At 70.2% G+C, this 15,428-nt stretch carries 13 protein-coding genes; 5 read left to right on the forward strand and 8 right to left on the reverse strand.

All coding sequences use genetic code 11. The features are described from left to right. The 4 genes from ACQEUR_RS17115 to ACQEUR_RS17130 all read right to left on the reverse strand — a co-directional run. On the reverse strand, window positions 1–770 hold a 770-nt coding region (locus tag ACQEUR_RS17115), incomplete at its 3' end, for an N-acetylglucosamine kinase (protein WP_433031743.1). Window positions 771–775: 5 nt separating this feature from the next. Beyond that, window positions 776–2,023, reverse strand: coding sequence for an SIS domain-containing protein (locus tag ACQEUR_RS17120; protein WP_433031746.1), 1,248 nt, complete (start codon window positions 2,021–2,023; stop codon window positions 776–778). Then, the gene (locus ACQEUR_RS17125; protein ID WP_433031749.1) at window positions 2,020–3,321 is read right to left on the reverse strand and encodes a D-tagatose-bisphosphate aldolase, class II, non-catalytic subunit; all 1,302 of its coding nucleotides are present in this window, start codon (window positions 3,319–3,321) and stop codon (window positions 2,020–2,022) included. Before ACQEUR_RS17125 ends, ACQEUR_RS17120 begins: the two co-directional genes overlap by 4 nt. A gap of 215 nt (window positions 3,322–3,536) precedes the next feature. Continuing rightward, window positions 3,537–4,304 (reverse strand): GntR family transcriptional regulator, encoded by a 768-nt coding sequence (locus tag ACQEUR_RS17130; RefSeq protein ID WP_433031752.1) that lies wholly within the window; start codon window positions 4,302–4,304, stop codon window positions 3,537–3,539. Window positions 4,305–4,506: 202 nt separating this feature from the next. Between ACQEUR_RS17130 and ACQEUR_RS17135 the strand changes: the two genes are divergently transcribed. From ACQEUR_RS17135 to ACQEUR_RS17145, 3 genes are all read left to right on the forward strand, one after another. Beyond that, on the forward strand, window positions 4,507–4,764 hold the full coding sequence (locus tag ACQEUR_RS17135) for a class II D-tagatose-bisphosphate aldolase non-catalytic subunit (RefSeq protein WP_433031755.1): 258 nt from the start codon (window positions 4,507–4,509) through the stop codon (window positions 4,762–4,764). A gap of 75 nt (window positions 4,765–4,839) precedes the next feature. Continuing rightward, a complete protein-coding gene (locus tag ACQEUR_RS17140) occupies window positions 4,840–6,915 on the forward strand; it encodes a glycoside hydrolase family 36 protein (protein WP_433031758.1) in 2,076 nt (691 codons plus the stop codon). A 301-nt stretch (window positions 6,916–7,216) separates the two neighbouring features. Then, window positions 7,217–10,222 (forward strand): family 16 glycoside hydrolase, encoded by a 3,006-nt coding sequence (locus ACQEUR_RS17145; protein WP_433031761.1) that lies wholly within the window; start codon window positions 7,217–7,219, stop codon window positions 10,220–10,222. Window positions 10,223–10,383: 161 nt separating this feature from the next. Here the strand turns inward: ACQEUR_RS17145 and ACQEUR_RS17150 are convergent, their stop codons facing one another. Beyond that, complete coding sequence (locus tag ACQEUR_RS17150) at window positions 10,384–10,800, reverse strand: MerR family transcriptional regulator (RefSeq protein ID WP_433031765.1); 417 nt, start codon at window positions 10,798–10,800, stop codon at window positions 10,384–10,386. A gap of 83 nt (window positions 10,801–10,883) precedes the next feature. On the opposite strand from ACQEUR_RS17150, the gene ACQEUR_RS17155 reads away from it, so the two are divergent. Beyond that, window positions 10,884–11,645, forward strand: a complete 762-nt coding sequence (locus ACQEUR_RS17155; protein WP_433031768.1) for a methyltransferase domain-containing protein — start codon at window positions 10,884–10,886, stop codon at window positions 11,643–11,645. A 79-nt stretch (window positions 11,646–11,724) separates the two neighbouring features. Here the strand turns inward: ACQEUR_RS17155 and ACQEUR_RS17160 are convergent, their stop codons facing one another. Next, window positions 11,725–12,222 carry a DinB family protein gene (locus ACQEUR_RS17160; protein WP_433031771.1) on the reverse strand — a complete coding sequence of 166 codons (498 nt, stop codon included), beginning with the start codon at window positions 12,220–12,222 and terminating at the stop codon, window positions 11,725–11,727. 128 nt (window positions 12,223–12,350) lie between these two features. On the opposite strand from ACQEUR_RS17160, the gene ACQEUR_RS17165 reads away from it, so the two are divergent. Beyond that, on the forward strand, window positions 12,351–13,061 hold the full coding sequence (locus ACQEUR_RS17165) for a DNA alkylation repair protein (protein WP_433031774.1): 711 nt from the start codon (window positions 12,351–12,353) through the stop codon (window positions 13,059–13,061). 62 nt (window positions 13,062–13,123) lie between these two features. Here ACQEUR_RS17165 and ACQEUR_RS17170 read toward each other — a convergent pair whose 3' ends face one another. Together ACQEUR_RS17170 and ACQEUR_RS17175 are read right to left on the reverse strand one after the other, a co-directional pair. Next, window positions 13,124–14,410 carry an MFS transporter gene (locus tag ACQEUR_RS17170; RefSeq protein WP_433031777.1) on the reverse strand — a complete coding sequence of 429 codons (1,287 nt, stop codon included), beginning with the start codon at window positions 14,408–14,410 and terminating at the stop codon, window positions 13,124–13,126. Window positions 14,411–14,416: 6 nt separating this feature from the next. Further along, window positions 14,417–15,421 (reverse strand): ABC transporter substrate-binding protein, encoded by a 1,005-nt coding sequence (locus ACQEUR_RS17175; RefSeq protein ID WP_433031780.1) that lies wholly within the window; start codon window positions 15,419–15,421, stop codon window positions 14,417–14,419. Window positions 15,422–15,428 lie beyond the last annotated feature (7 nt).

A 15,428-nucleotide genomic window follows, 5' to 3' on the forward strand; every position in this document is an offset into this window, starting at 1 on the left:
GAGACCAGCACCTGCTCGTCGTCGGGGTAGCCGAGGCGGGTACGGGTGGTCTCCACCAGGTGGGCGAGTTCCCGCCCGGCCTCGGCGAGGATCGTCGCGGCCGCCTCGTCGCCCTGGTTGGCGGCGCGGGCGACCAGTGGGCTGAGCAGCGCGATCCTGCCGCGGTCGCCGTGCCACCGGTTCACCACGACGTCGATCAGATCCAGGTCCGCGGACAGCTCCAGGTGGTCACGCAGGACGCCCAGGAGCGGACCGGCCGGCTGTCGACCGTCGCTCATCCGGGAGAACGCCTGGAGGCCGCGGATGGCGATCCAGTACGCCGAGCCCTCGTCGCCGAACAGTTCGCTCCAGCCGCCGACGCGCAGGCCGAGACCGGCACGTTCACCGTAGGTCATCGACCCGGTGCCGCTGATCACGTTGATGCCGTCCGCGGCGCCCAGCGAGCCGGACCAGCCGCAGAGCATGTCGTTGTCGACCCGGTACCGGTCGTGGCCGAGAACCTCCCGGGGCGCCGCGTCGAGGGCCGCGATGTCGCCGCTGACCTCGCCGTAGGTCGGGATCCCGAAGAAGGCGAAGCCGATGTCGGCCGGGGTGATGCCGGCCGTCGCGCAGACGGTGCCGATGCCTTCCTTGAGGACCCGGGTCACCAGGTCGATGCCCTCACTGAAGTAGTAACTGCTCGCGGCCGTGGCCTGGGCCACGATCGAGCCGTCCGCCCTCAGTAGGCAGAAGGCGGTCTTGGTGCCGCCGCCGTCCACGCCGAGGAACATGTGTCTCACCTCCGCCTGGCGTCACTGCTGACGTCAGCTCTGTCGCCCGTCCGGGCCGGGGCGGCCCTGGTCTGGACCTGTTGTCCGCCTGCCCGCAGGCTGGCGGACAGGGGGTGCATGATCGCGCCCTGGACGACCCGGTTGACCTCACCGCCGGGGAAGGGATTGTCGGGTGTGAGCCCGAGCGCCAGGGAGAATTGCAGGCCGATCAGCTGCGCGCAGATCACGGCGGGCAGCGCCAGCGCGGCGTCGTCCACGTCCTCGATGCCGGTCAGCGTCCAGGCGTTGTCCCCGGCCGGCTGCCCGGCGTGGCCGGTGACGGTGACGAGGTTCCGCTCCGGGATGACGCGCAGCAGCTCGGCCACCATGTCGCGGTCGTACTGGCTGGTGTAGGGGTCGTTGGACGCGTAGCTGACGACCAGGGTCTGGTCGTCGAGCACGGATTTCGGTCCGTGCCGGAAGGCCAGCGCGGACTCGGCCAGGGCCACCACGCGGCCGGCGGTCAGCTCCAGGACCTTCAGGGCGGATTCCCGGGCCACGCCGTGCAGGCTGCCGCTGCCGAGGTAGACGATCCGGGAGTGACCGCGGGCGGCGAGGTCCGCCGCTGCGGCCGGCCGGGTGGCCAGGAGCTGCTCGGCCGCGGTGGCGAGCCGCTCCACCAGGAGATCGTCGGGGCCGCCCAGGGCCAGCAGGCCGGCCAGCAGCATGCCGGTGAAGCTGGACGTCATCGCGAAGCCCCGGTCGTTGGCCGCCGCGGGCAGCAGCACGACCTGCGAGGTGGACCGGTCGGCGTGCTGGCCGGCGAGCCGGCCCTGCTCGTTGCAGGTCACCACCAGGTGCCAGCAGTCGGTCAGCACCTCGGTGGCCAACTCGGCGGCGGTGACGCTCTCCGGGCTGTCACCGGAGCGGGCGAACGACACCAGCAGCGTCGGGACATCCTCGGCGAAGCAGGCCAGCGGGTCGGCCACGATGTCGGTGGTGGCGACGGCATCGACCCGGCGGCCCAGCCGCCGGCGCAGCGACGGCGCCAGCACCTCGCCGACGTACGCGGAGGTGCCCGCGCCGGTGAGGACGATGCGCAGGTCGGGCCGGTCGAGCAGCGGCTTCAGGAACGCGGCGGTCGCCGCACCCGACTCCGCCGCGAGGCGGCCGATCTGGCGCCACACGGCCGGCTGCTGGGCGATCTCGCGGCTGGTGTCGACGGCACCGCGCCGGCGCAGGTAGTCAGGGTCGTGGCCGAGGACGGTGCTCATGCTGCCTTCCGCTGTCGGGACGGGGTGACCGCGTCGCGGTAGCCGCGCAGGACGTCGCGGACGCGATCGAGGACGAGTTCGACGGGGTCGTTGCCGAGGGTGCCGGCGCGGACCCGCTGGTACTGGTCGGGCAGGTACTGGCTGAGCAGCGGCAGCGGGATGTTCCGGTCGGTCAGGTTGGTCAGCAGGCGCCGCTCGGCGGCCTGGATCTCCGGGTCCGGCCAGTAGTAGCGCATCCGGTCGCTGTAGCTGTACCGCCGGGCCAGGCGCTGCTCGGCGGCGTCACCGGTGTAGTACTTCGCCCAGTGCCCGGGCTCGGCGCACATCCGCTGCTCGACCACCTCCGGCAGGCGCGAGCGGGCCTGCTCCGCAACGACCTCGGCCTCGATCGCGGCCAGCGCGAACAGGGCCTCCCGCAGCGCGAAGGTCAGGCCGGGCCCGACCTTGAGCACCGCCCAGTGATCCTCGACCAGGGCGGCGAGGCGCGGAATGGTCTGGTAGTCGGTGGAGTGGGCCTCGAAGACCATCGTCGGCTCGTCGTCCAGGACCCGCTGCAGGTCCTTGGTACGGTCCCGGTCGTAGTCCACCACCCGGAGGTGGTCGAACTCGACGCCCGGCTGCACGACCAGGGCGATGACCTGCGGCCACACGTGCTCGAGGCCCTGCCCGGCGAAGGCCGCCCGGTGCCGGGCCAGGGTGCTGCGGGCCGACTCGGCGGTGGTGGGGAGAAGTTCCTCGATCGTCTCCTCGGCGCCGCCGGGAACCGGGACCTCGGTGCCGATGACGTACCGGAGTTCCCCGGCCCGCCCGAGCTCGGCGGCGGTCTTCTCGGCGACCGCGAGCATGCGGGCGGCGCGGGCGGCCATCACCTCGTCGGTCAACGGCGTCTGGTCGTCCGCGCAGGGGTAGCTGCAGTCGAGGTGGATCTTGGTGAAGCCGGCCTCGACGTACGCCGCCACGAGCACGTCGGTGTGCGCCATGGCCTGCTCCGCCGGCAACGAACGCCAGCGGTTCGGGCCCAGGTGGTCGCCGCCGAGTACGACCCGCTCCCGAGGCAGTCCGGCCCGGTCGGCGGCCTGGTACACAAGATCGCGGAAGTCTGCCGGTCGCATACCGGTATAGCCGCCGGTCTGGTCGACCTGGTTCGAGGTCGCCTCGATCAACACCAGGTCGCCGTCTTCCCGGGCCTGGGCCATCGCGGCCTGCAGGACCAGGGGATGGGCGGAGCAGATCGACGTGATGCCGACCGGTTCCCCCTGTTTGTGCAGGGCGACGACGGTGTCGAGCGGGTTACTCACGGGGCGGTTCCTCTCGCCGTTCCGAAGCTGGTAATGGACCCTACTGGTATTCCAGGTGGCCGGCTACTGTCTAGCTGGTATGTAATCTGGTATACCTCGGCGGACGCAGGATCCCCACCACCGCCAGCCGCGACCGGCCGGTGGTTGTGCACACACGCGGTGGGTCGGTGATCGCCGGACACCGCGTTGGGCGGTGCCGGGAAGAATGTTGTTGATCAGGGCCGATTGGTGATGGACGCCCGGAAGCGGTAGCGGTCCCCCCGGTAGACCTGGACCGTCAGCTCGATCGGGCGGTCCGCCTGGTTGAAGGTCAGGGTGGTCGCGACGAGCATCGGCATGGTGTCGCCGATCCCGAACAGCTCGATCTCCCGCGGCGTCGGGTGGCGGGCTTCGCACGAGTAGTCGGCGACGCGCGGCAGCTGCGGCGGGTCGGCGGCGCGCAGGGTGGCGTACAGCGAGGCGGTGTTGAAGTCCGTCCCGGCCAGGGCCGGGCAGGCCGCCAACGGGAGCCGGTTGTGCTCGAGCGCGACCAGCAGGTTGTCGAGGAAGCGCAGCCGGTGGAGTTCGAAGAGGTCGGCGCCGGGGGCGATGCGGAGGTCTTCGGCCTCGGACACCGTCGCCGGGCGGACCGTGGCGGAGAGAACCCGGCTGCTCGGCGTCAGGCCGTTGACGCGGGCGAAGTCGGCGAGGCCCTGCACCTGGGTGGCTGCCGGGGTAGACGCCACCGCCGGGTTGGGGGACTGGTCGAGGTCGGCGACGAACCACCCGCGCGACGACGCCGGTCGGACGATGCCTCGGGACTCCAGTTCGGCGAGGGCGGCCCGCAGCGTGACGCGGGAAACGGCGTACCGGGTCGCCAGTGCCCGCTCGGAGGGCAGCCGGTCGCCGACGAGGGCGGCGGTGCCGCGCAGGTCGGCGAGCAGCTGCGCGGCGGTGCGCTCGTAGAGCGGGAGCGCGTCGTCGGCGAACAGGGCACGGGGCATCCGCGTCCTCGCAACAGTCATACCAGCCAACCATACCGGTTCGATTGATCAGTGGGTCAGTCGCCCGCAGGCGGCCCGCCGCCTCGGCGGGCCACACTGACCTAACCAGAAGTTACCGGCAGCCGACCATTGACAGGCCAACAGCATACCACTTACGTTCGTCGAGCAGACCAGCCCGCAGTGAACGGGGAGTGCTCGATGAATGAGCTTCTACTCGATCTTGGCGGCGCCAGCGTGCCGGGTCGGCGGTTGGCATCCCTGTGGTCTGCTCCATGCGTCCGCTGGTGACCGAGGCGGCGGTGACGCAGTCCTTCGACGACGGCGCCTGCTGCTGTTGGACGCGACGTCGAACCAGGTCGACCAGCTCGACGGCTACCCGGGCAGGTGGCCGTCGGATTTCCGTGCCCTCGTCCTCGACGCCGCAGAACGTGGCGGCACGTTCGAGGTGACTCGATCTTGATGATCCACAGCGACGAGCAAACGGCGCGGCCTGGTTCGTCAGAGCCCGCGCAACGAGCCCGAAGGGGAGTTTGAGATGGCCGACATGAAGCGGCGGAGCGTACTGAAGGTGGCACTGGGGGGCGCCGGCCTGGCCGCCTTCCCTGCTGTGACCGCGGGTGTGGGCGCCACGCCCGCAGCCGCCGCACCGCACCGTGGTCCCGATGTCGTCGGCGTCGGCGACACCTCCATCACGGTGGAGTTCGACGACAAGCTGCGCAGCCGGGTGGCCTTGAAGGACGTCAACGTCACGCGCTTCGATGCCAGCGAAACGCTGCTGGTGGGCGGTACGACGATCGACGAGTTCACCTATCGCGGACACGAGACCCGCCGCACCAGGCATCCCCGGCACGGCGCGGGCGTCCAGGTGACCGTCCGGGGCGACGCCAAGAACGGCGTGCGGAAGACGGTGGAGCTGACCTCCTTCCAGCGCCTGACCGGGATGATCGTGATGAAGGTGACCTACACCAACATGTCCGGTGCCGCGCTGAAGGTCACCGGGTGGCGCAACGGTGCGCACGAACTCCTGGAGAAGTCCGGCGGCTTCTACACCTTCTCGGGTACCACCTATGAGAACCGTCGCGACTGGGTGCAGCCGGTGACGGACGGGTTCGACCAGAAGAACTCGCTGGGGATGGACTCCTCCGACTACGGCGGCGGCACGCCGATGGCGTCCGTCTGGCGTCGCGACGCGGGCCTGGCCGTCGGACACGTCGAACCCGTGGCGAGGATCCTGCGCCTCCCGGTTCGCAAGACGGCCAACGGAGCGAGCATCGCCGTCGAGGGCGACACCCCCCGCACCCTGAAGCCGGGCCAGCAGCTGACCACCGACATCACGTTCCTGACGGCCCACCGGGGCGACCACTTCGTGCCGCTCCAGCGCTATCGCGACTACCTGAGCGACGTCGGCCTGCGCGCGCCCAAGGTGCCGAAGTCGGCGTTCGAACCCATCTGGTGCGCCTGGGGGTACGAGCGCGACTTCACCGTCGAGCAGGTCATCGGCACGCTTCCCAAGGTGCGTGAGGTCGGCCTCAAGTGGGCTGTGCTCGACGACGGCTGGCAGACCAACGAGGGCGACTGGGACCTCCACCCGCAGAAGTTCCCGCGGGGCGAGGCGGACATGCGGGCCTTCACCAAGCAGATCCGGGACGCCGGCCTGCGGCCGCGTCTGTGGTGGGCCCCGCTGGCGGCGGATCCGGAGAGCAACCTGTTCAAGGCACGCCCGGACATGCTCCTGCTGGACCGCGACGGCAACAAGCAGGAGGTGACCTGGTGGGACGCCTACACGCTGTGCCCGGCGTACCAGCCCACTGTGGACTACTTCGTCCGGCAGGTGAAGAGGTTCATCGGCGACTGGGGCTATGAAGGGCTCAAGATCGACGGCCAGCACCTCAACGGCGTCACCCCCTGCTACAACCCGGCGCACGGGCACGCCCGCCCCGAAGAATCGACCGAGGGCCTGGCGCAGTTCTGGAAGGCGGTGCACGAGGCCGCGCACGAGGCGAACCGCAACGCGGTCATCGAGCTCTGCCCCTGCGGCACCGCCTTCGCCTTCCACAACCTGCCCTACACCGACCAGTACCCGGGCTCGGACCCCACCTCGTCCTACCAGGTCCGGAGCAAGGGCAAGACGATGAAGGCGCTGATGGGTCAGGGCGCCAGTTACGCCGGCGACCATGTCGAACTGAGCGACGGCGGCGACGACTTCGCGTCCAGCTACGGCGTGGGAGCCGTCCTGTCGACCAAGTTCGCCTACCCGACGGGCCCGGACGACGAAGTGGTGCTCACCCCGGAGAAGGATGTTCTCTGGCGCAAATGGGTGAGCCTGTACAACGAGAACATGCTGCCCACCGGCGAGTACCGGGGCGAGCTGTACGACATCGGGTTCGACAAGCCCGAGGCGCACGTCGTGACCAAGGGCGGGGCCCTGCACTACGCCTTCTACGCCGACCAGTGGAACGGGACGGTCGAGCTGCGCGGTCTGGGCCGGGGCAGGTACCGCCTGACCGACCCGTTCAACGGCACCTCCCTCGGCACCGTCGACGCCACCCGCAACACCGTGAAGCTGACCTTCGAGAAGTTCCAGCTCATCGTGGCCGAGCCCGTCGGCTGACCTGATTGTGCCGTGAAGTGTAGGCCGCGAGGTCTCCGGTAGCGGGTTCTTCGATCGAGAAGAACCTGGAGTACCGGAGACCTCGCGACCATCAGCGTCGGTGCGGCAACCTCGGGTAACAGGACAGGTGCACCCGCTCCCGACCGACGGCCGAGGGCGACTTTTACTCGCGCATCCAAAAGTTTCGCTAGATCGATACAAAGTGGTAGTGTCGAAGATCAAACTTTTGTGTTGCGAGGTCGTACTACCGGCCAATGAGGAGAAAGTCGCACGACTGCTCCCGGCCGGGATCGGAGGAACCGTGACCGCACCGAACCGACCGCACCTGCGCCGTCGAGCCGCGCTCGCGGCCGCGGGTACCGCGCTGGCCCTGCTCGCCGTCGCCGCCCCCGTCACCCCGGCCACGGCCGCGCCCGTCGCCGCCGACGTTCCGCCACAGGAACCCGGCGTCACCCTGCGCTCGTACGAGATGGGCGCCCCGCTGTCGGCGCTGTGCACCCTCAAGCCCGCACAGACGCCGAACGTCGACAAGCTCATGCCGCAGATCAACTGGACCACCACGGACGAGTTCGGCCTCTCCGACCGGTTCATCAGCCACGTCATCGCCAACCTCGTCGCGCCCGTCGACGGCACGTACACGTTCCGACTCACCAGCGACGACGGGTCGCGGCTGACCATCGGCGACCAGCGTGTCGTCGACCACGACGGTCTGCACGGCGAGACCGCCAAGGAAGGGTCGGTCGCGTTGAGCGCCGGCCCGCACCCGTTGTCCGTCGAGTTCTTCGACAACGGCGGCGGCCAGCTGTTGCGGCTCGAGTGGCGTACCCCGGACGCCGACGACTTCGAGCTGGTGCCGACCTCCGCGCTGAGCACCGACGCGGGCGTCGTACGCGTCACGGCGCCCGGCTGGAAGTACTGCGAGGGCGCCACCGACTCCGCCGGCGACGGCCTGCCCCTCGACCGGGTGCACCCCGGCTACAGCCTCACCGACCTGCGTCCCGAGGGAGTGCAGCCGCAGGTCACCGGCATGGCCTTCATGCCCGACGGCGACCTGGTGATCTCGACCTGGGGCGGCACCGACAACGCGACCGGCGAGGTCTACCTGGTCGAGGGCGCCACCGGGCAGACCGGCCCCGAGCAGGTGACCTACCGCAAGTTCGCGGACGGGCTGCGCGAACCCCAGGGCGTCGCCGTGGTCGACGGCACCGTGTACGTGAGCCAGAAGCACGAGCTGACGGCCCTGCGCGACACCGACGGCGACGGCGCCGCGGACGACCGCCGGACGGTCGCGACCTGGCCGTGGGGCGGCAACTTCCACGAGTTCGCGTTCGGCCTGCTCTATCGGGACGGGTACTTCTACCTCAACCTGTCGGTCGCCATCGACCTGGGTGGCGCCACCACGGTGCCCCAGCCCGCGCCGAACCGCGGTACCTCGATCAAGGTGAACGCCAGGACCGGGAAGATCACGTACGTCGCCGGCGGGCTACGCACCCCCAACGGGATCGGGTGGGGCCCGCGCGGGGAGGTCTTCGTCACCGACAACCAGGGAGGCTGGCTCCCCGCGTCCAAGCTGGTTGAGATCAAGCCGGGAGCGTTCTACAACCACTACACCACCCCGGCGGGCCCGTTCGACGACAAGCCGGTGACGCGTCCGGTCGCCTGGCTTCCGCAGAACGAGATCGCCAACTCACCGTCCACCCCGGTGCTGCTGAAGCAGGGGCCGTACAAGGGGCAGTTGGTCGTTGGCGACGTGACCTACGGCGGTCTGCAGCGGGTGTTCCTCGAGAAGATCGAGGGCCAGTACCAGGGCGCGGTATTCCGGCACACCCAGGGCCTGGAGGCCGGCGTCAACGAGGTGGCCCTCGGCCCCGACGGCGCACTCTACGTGGGTGGGCTGGGCGCCGGCGGCAACTGGGGTCAGGAGGGCAAGCTCACCTACGGCCTGCAGAAGCTCACGCCCAACGGCAGCTCGGTGTTCGAGGTCAAGCAGATGCGCGCGTCGCGTCTCGGGTTCGAGCTGGAGTACACCGAACCGCTGTCGGCCGAGACCGCGCAGGAGCTCGCCGACGCCTACCAGGTGACGCAGTGGCGCTACGGGGCGACGAGCCAGTACGGCGGGCCCAAGCTCGAGCTGGAGACGCTCGACGTCACCGGGGCCGCGCTGTCGCGGGACGGCCGTACCGTCACGCTCACCATCCCGGGCCTGAAGGAGAACCGGGTGGTGCACGTGCGCTCACCCCGCCCGTTCACCTCCGCCGACGGCGAGGAGCTGTGGAACACTGAGGCCTGGTACACGCTCAACGAGATGCCGGGTCGCGTGGTGCAGCCGCAGACGTTCTTCGAGGCCGAGGAGGGCCGGACGGTCGGCGTCGGCATGGCGACCGACCACGCCGGCTACTCCGGTGCCGGGTTCGCCGCCGGGTTCGCCGAGGACGGCTCGTCGACCAGGATCGCCGTCGACGTCCGGGAGAGCGGGAAGTACGACCTGGCAATGCGCTACAGCAACGGTCCGAACCCGTACTCCGGCGAGAAGCAGCTGAGTCTCTACGTCAACGGCAAGCGGGTGGAGCAGACGGTGTTCCCCTCCACCGTGACCTGGCAGGAGTGGGCCACGGTCACCACGACCGTGCGCCTGGGCAAGGGCCGAAACCTGATCGAGTACCGCAAGGAGGCCGCGGACTCCGGGAACGTGAACCTCGACGTGCTCGCCGTCCGGCCGCACGGCAAGCGCATCACGTTGTTCAACGGTCGTGAGCTCACCGAATGGCAGCACAGCGACGGACGCGAACCCGAGTGGGCGATCGCCGACGGTGCCATGACGGTGCGCAACGGGGACCTGCGCACGGTGCAGGCCTTCGGCGACTTCCGCCTGCACGTCGAGTTCAACCTGCCGCTGTACCCGCCGGACGTGACGGGTCAGGCGCGCGCCAACAGCGGCGTCTACCTGCAGGACCGATACGAGATCCAGGTGCTGGACTCGTTCGGGATCGACCCGCCGCAGACCAACGACGCCGCGGCCATCTACACCCAGAAGGCTCCCGACGTGAACGCGGCGCTGCCGCCGCAGCGCTGGCAGACCTACGACATCGTCTACCGGCAGGCCCGCTACGACGCGGCCGGCAACAAGGTCGAGAACCCGCGCGTCACCGTGGTGTGGAACGGCGTCACCGTGCACGACGACGTGGAGATCCTCGGCCCCACCGGCGGCAGCCGGCCCGAGGGTCCGGCCTCGGGCGCCATCCGGCTGCAGGACCACGGCAACCCGGTGCAGTACCGCAACATCTGGGTCGAGCCGCTCGACCTGTAGCCGCGCCAGCCGCCAGGACGCGGACGGTCGGGACCGGTTCACCGGCCCGGCCGTCCGTACCGGGGCAGCTACGAGGAGAGCTATCGGCTCTGCTACGTCCGAGGGCCCGAGGGCATCGTCGTCGGACTGGCCGAACAGCTCGGCTGAGGCTCAATCCGGCATCATGGGTGGTCCAGGGCCTCGGCCAGAACCACCCCGTTCAGCCGTGCGAGCACCATCGCCTCGAACTGCGGGCACGACTGGTAGTCCGGGTGCCGGCACCGCAGCCCGTGTTCCAGCAGCGTCTGCGACAGCGAGAGCCGGGCGATGCGTTCCCGCACCTGTGCCAACTGGGCACGCAACAGCTCCCGTCGGCGCTCCCGGTCCGGAGCGGTGAACAGTTCTCGCAACTCCGCCAGGCTGAATCCGGCTTCCTTACCCAGCAGGATCTCCGCTACCCGGGTGACGTGGACCGCGCCGTACACCCGTCGGCCCGCCACCCGTCGCGCCGGCGACAGCAGTCCCACGTCCTCCCAGTGACGCAACACGTGGGTGGCCAGCCCGAAGCGGTCGGCCAGTTCTCCGATCGAGTACTCCACTGCGCGTCCTCCCGACCATCGGGGTCTCACCGCAGCAGATGCGGCGTTGACTTCAGGTCTACCTGAAGTCGCACACTCGGCGCATGCCCGAGACGCACACCGCCTACACCGACACCGACAGGCTGATCCGAGCACTCGACGCGGCCGAAGCCACGCCCGGCGCCGCCACGCTACGCGCGCGCAGCTACCAGCTGCTCCGGCTGCCTCCGGATGCGACGGTGGTCGACGTCGGCTGCGGCGCCGGCCGCGCGGTAGCCGAACTCGCCGAACGCGGCGCCCGCGCCATCGGTGCGGATCTCGACCCGGCAATGCTGGCCGCCGCTCGCAGCCGGTTCCCCGGCATCGACGTGCGCGCCGCCGACGCCGCCGACCTGCCGCTGCGCGACGGGGACGTCCACGGTTACCGGGCGGACAAGGTGTACCACATGCTGCCCGAACCGACCGTCGCGCTGGCCGAGGCCCGCCGGGTCCTCGCTCCCGGTGGCCGCATCGTGCTGCTCGGCCAGGACTGGGACACCGTGGTCATCGACTCCGACCGACCCGAGCTGACCCGCCGCATCGTGCACGCCCGCGCCGACACGATCCCCCACCCCCGCATCGCCCGCAGCCATGGAAATCTGCTGCTCGATGCCGGCTTCCACGACGTCGGGGTCGAGGTCCACACCGCCGTATTCTCCGACGCCACAGCGCTGCCGCTGATCGCCGGACACGCAGAGGCCGCCCGCCGGACCGGCGCCATCAGCGACGAGCAGGCCGAGGCGTGGATCAGGGAGCAGAACGGACGTGCCGCCGCGGGCCGGCTGATGATCGCCATCCCCTTTTTCCTGGCCGCGGCCACCCGCTGACGGCACGTGCGTCGGTACGTCCGGACGTCCCTCGGGACGCCGAGGGTCCGGACCGTGGCGCGCTGCGGTCATCGGCGCGTTACTGGTGCAACAACTGCTCGCGCAGGATGTCGGCGTGCCCGCAATGCTGAGCGAGTTCACGCAGCGTGTGAAGGTACACCCAGCGCAGCGGGAGCGGGCCGCGCCGGTTCCCGGGGAGCACGTCATCCAGCCCGAGCGACGAGGTCGCCCGGCGGGAGGCCGCACATGTCTCACGGTACGCGTGCTGGACGGTGGCGATGGTGTCGTCGTCGTGCAGGATGAACGATTCGTCCGGCGTCGCCGGAATGCCGATCTCGGTACGCGGCCGGCCCGTGACGGCCTCGTCGAACCAGACCCGCTCGACGAACGTGGCGTGCTTGACCAGGCCGAGCAGCGTGGTTCGGGAGGGCACCAGGGACCGGCGTGCCTGTTCCTCGGTCAGCCCATCCAGGCAGTCGTGCAGCGCCCCGCGGTGCTCGTCCAGGAACGCCTCGAACTGGGCCCGGACGGGCTGAGCGATGACGTCTTCGGCGGCCGTGGCCGGCAGGAAGGGCATCCGCGAAGCATCGCAAGTCCTTAGCCCGAGGGCAACTGGTTACGCGCCGCCCGGTCGTCGAATCGGCTGCTCACCCCCGGCGTAGCGGCAGCCCGTAGGCGCCGGCGGTCGGGGTAGGTTGCACAGTCATGGCCACGACTGCCGACGTCCGTGATGAACTCGCCAGCCTCGCCGATCCCCGCCGAGCGGAGAAAGTGAGCCGGTTTCTGCAGATGATTCCCGGCGGGTACGGCGAGGGCGACCGAGCCATCGGCGTGTCCGTGCCGGAGCAGCGCAGGGTGGCCGGCCGGTACTGGCGCGAACTCTCCCTGGCCGGAACGGTGGAGTTGCTGACGAGCGGCGTGCACGAGGAGAGGCTGACGTCGCTCCTCATTCTGGTGCGGAAGTTCGCCAGGGGGAACGAGGAGGAACGGGGCAGGATCTTCGACATCGTCCTGGCCAACACCGGCCGCATCAACAACTGGGACCTGGTGGACTCGTCCGCGCCGTACATCGTCGGCCCCTGGCTGATCGACAGGGACCGCAGCGTACTGGCTCGGTTGGCGGAGTCGAGCCTGGTGTGGGACCGGCGGATCGCCATCATGGCAACCTTCGCCTTCATCAGGGCCGGCGACTTCCATTGGACCTTCCAGCTCGGTGAACGGCTCCTGCGCGACCCACACGACCTCGTGCACAAGGCAGTGGGCTGGATGCTGCGCGAGGTGGGCAACCGCGACAGAGCGGCGGAGGAGGAGTTCCTGGCCCGCCATTACCGGGCCATGCCACGGGTCATGCTGCGGTACGCGATCGAGAAGTTCGACCCCCAGCGACGGAGGGAGTACCTGTCCGGTGTGGTGTAGACGGTCAACGCCCCCGGGGCGACGCGGACGCCATGACCGGTGGCAGCAACCCAACCTCGACGTCAGCGACCGTACCCACGCGGTGGTCCTGGCGCTCGAACGCGGCCTGCTGACCCGCCCGTGAAGGCGCGTGCCCCAGGTGCGAAGGCGGCGGCAACCGGAGCCACGAAACAGACACCCGCGCAGACGGCGAGCACGGCGGAAGCACCGAAGGCCCCGATGGCCGGGGCGATCAGCGCGAGACCCGCCGGGGCCAGACCGTAGGACAGCAGGAAGTCCAGCGACGACACCCGGGCCAACAGGCGCGGGTCCACCTCGCGTTGGGTAGCGGTGAACCACGGCACGTTGAACAGTTCGATTCCGACTCCGGCGGCCAGGTAGGCGGCGACGATCGCCGACGGGTGGACCGGAAACAGCAGACTCAGCGGCGCGAAGCCGTAGCAGGCGAGGCCGACCAGGGCGGACCAGCCCTGGTTGCGGGGCCGCCACCGACCGATCAGCAGCGCACCACCCAGGGCGCCCGCGGTGTAGGCGGTGGTGGCCGCGGCGAGCACCACCTCCGTGCCGTAGCGGTCTCGACTGACCAGCGGGAGCACGACACCGGTGGCGGAGTACCCGGTGGCGATGACCGCGGTGAGCGCGGCCAGGCCAGTCATGAACCAGGGGTGCCGGCGGGCTTCCCGGACACCGTCGGCGAACTCGGCGAAGAACCGCAGGGGTGGCCCGGTGGCCGCCGGGCGCCGTCCACCGGCCGGCGGTACGAGTGCGGCCACCAGCCAGAGGGCCGCGGTGCCGAGCAGCAGCGCCGGGGCCGACGCGACCACCGCGAGCAGGGCCGTCAGGGCGGGGGCGACCATGGTGGTGACCCGTACCGCGAGGGTGATCGCCGCGTTCGCCCGCTGGCGGCGACCGGGATCGACGACCTCCGCGGTGAGTGCCTGGAACGACGGCCGGCATGCGCCCTGGCCGGCTCCCACCAGCATCGCGGCCAGGGCCATCAGCGGAACAGACCGGCCGAAGCCGGCGGCGATCACCGGGGTCGCCGTCGCGGCGACCAGGCCGGACCAGAACACCACGGCCCGCCGGGAGTGCCGGTCGGCGAGTACCCCGCCGACCGGCACGGCGGCCAGGAAACCGGCGGTGCGGGCAGCGAGCACGACGCCGAGACCGACCGGACCGAGACCGCCGTCGAGGACCGCCAGTCCGAGGATGAACGGCAGCGCCCAGGTGGCCAGCCCGGATGCCGTGGTACCCGACCACAGGCGCAGGAACGTGGGGTCCCGCAGCAACGCCGGGGGCGGCGAGATCGAGCGGGTCGTGGTCGGCGGGAACGGGTGCGTGTTCGTCACCGGTGATCAGGGTCGCAGGCCGCGCAGGTACGCGGCGAACTTCTCCAGGCCGTCGATGTTGCGCGGTCCGCTGATTCCCTCGTTGTAGTCGAGGACGAAGAATCGGTTGTTGACCACGGCGGGGAGATTCTTCGTGGCGGGGAGGGTCTTCAGGAAGTTGATTTTCTCCTGGGCGGGCTTGTCGCCGTAGTCGAGGATTATGATCACCTCCGGGCGTCCCTGGACGACGGCCTCCCAGCTCACCTGCGTCCAGCGGGCGTCGAGCCGCTCGAAGACGTTCCGCCCCCCGGCGAGGGAGATGATGTCGTTCGGTGGCACCTGCCGCCCGGCGGTGAACGGCTGATCGGTGCCGGAGTCATACAGGAAGACCGGCGGCCGCTCGGTCCCCACCTGTGCCTTCACCGCGTCGACGCGCTGCCGGAAGCCCTGGACGACCTGGCCGGCCCGCTCCTCGGCCCCGAAGATCCGACCGAGCCGGTCGAGGTCGGTGTAGAGGCCCTCGAACGGGGTGGTGCGCTGGGGGAAGCCCGGATAGTTGAAGCAGGACTCGGTGTGCATGAAGCTCTGGATGCCGAGCCCGTCGAGGATCTCCGGGGTGATTCCCCGCTTGTCGCTGAACCCGGACCCCCAGCCGGCGACCACGAAGTCGGCCTCCGCGTCCACGACCAGTTCCCGGTTGAGCAGGTCGTCGCTGAGGAACTTCACCCTGGCGTACTCCTGTGCCCAGGGTGACTCGCTCACCGGCGGGTTGGCGGGTGGCATGACGTACCCGTGGACGTGGTCGCCGAGGCCGAGCACGAACATCTTGTCGGCGCTGCCTGCCTCGTAGACGACGGCCCTTCGTGGGGTGGTGTACTCGATGTCCTCGCCGCACCGCTGCACCGTGACCTTCCGGGCGCGGTTGTCGGCCTCCTCGACGGTGGCGCCGCAACCGGACAGCAGCAGGACGGCCGCCAGGCAGGTGAGTGTGCCGCGCATCGGTGTGGAACGGGGCTGAGGGTTCGTCGTCATGTCATGT

Origin of the sequence: Plantactinospora sp. CA-290183 (assembly GCF_050936375.1) — a bacterium.
Classification (GTDB): domain Bacteria; phylum Actinomycetota; class Actinomycetes; order Mycobacteriales; family Micromonosporaceae; genus Plantactinospora.

What these genes read in the sequence shown, in the direction of transcription:
- ACQEUR_RS17120 (WP_433031746.1), bottom strand. Translation starts at nt 2,023, where the DNA reads ATGAGCACCGTCCTCGGCCACGACCCTGACTACCTGCGCCGGCGCGGT.
- ACQEUR_RS17130 (WP_433031752.1), bottom strand. Translation starts at nt 4,304, where the DNA reads ATGCCCCGTGCCCTGTTCGCCGACGACGCGCTCCCGCTCTACGAGCGC.
- ACQEUR_RS17135 (WP_433031755.1), top strand. Translation starts at nt 4,507, where the DNA reads ATGAGCTTCTACTCGATCTTGGCGGCGCCAGCGTGCCGGGTCGGCGGT.
- ACQEUR_RS17140 (WP_433031758.1), top strand. Translation starts at nt 4,840, where the DNA reads ATGGCCGACATGAAGCGGCGGAGCGTACTGAAGGTGGCACTGGGGGGC.
- ACQEUR_RS17155 (WP_433031768.1), top strand. Translation starts at nt 10,884, where the DNA reads ATGCCCGAGACGCACACCGCCTACACCGACACCGACAGGCTGATCCGA.
- ACQEUR_RS17160 (WP_433031771.1), bottom strand. Translation starts at nt 12,222, where the DNA reads ATGCCCTTCCTGCCGGCCACGGCCGCCGAAGACGTCATCGCTCAGCCC.
- ACQEUR_RS17165 (WP_433031774.1), top strand. Translation starts at nt 12,351, where the DNA reads ATGGCCACGACTGCCGACGTCCGTGATGAACTCGCCAGCCTCGCCGAT.
- ACQEUR_RS17175 (WP_433031780.1), bottom strand. Translation starts at nt 15,421, where the DNA reads ATGACGACGAACCCTCAGCCCCGTTCCACACCGATGCGCGGCACACTC.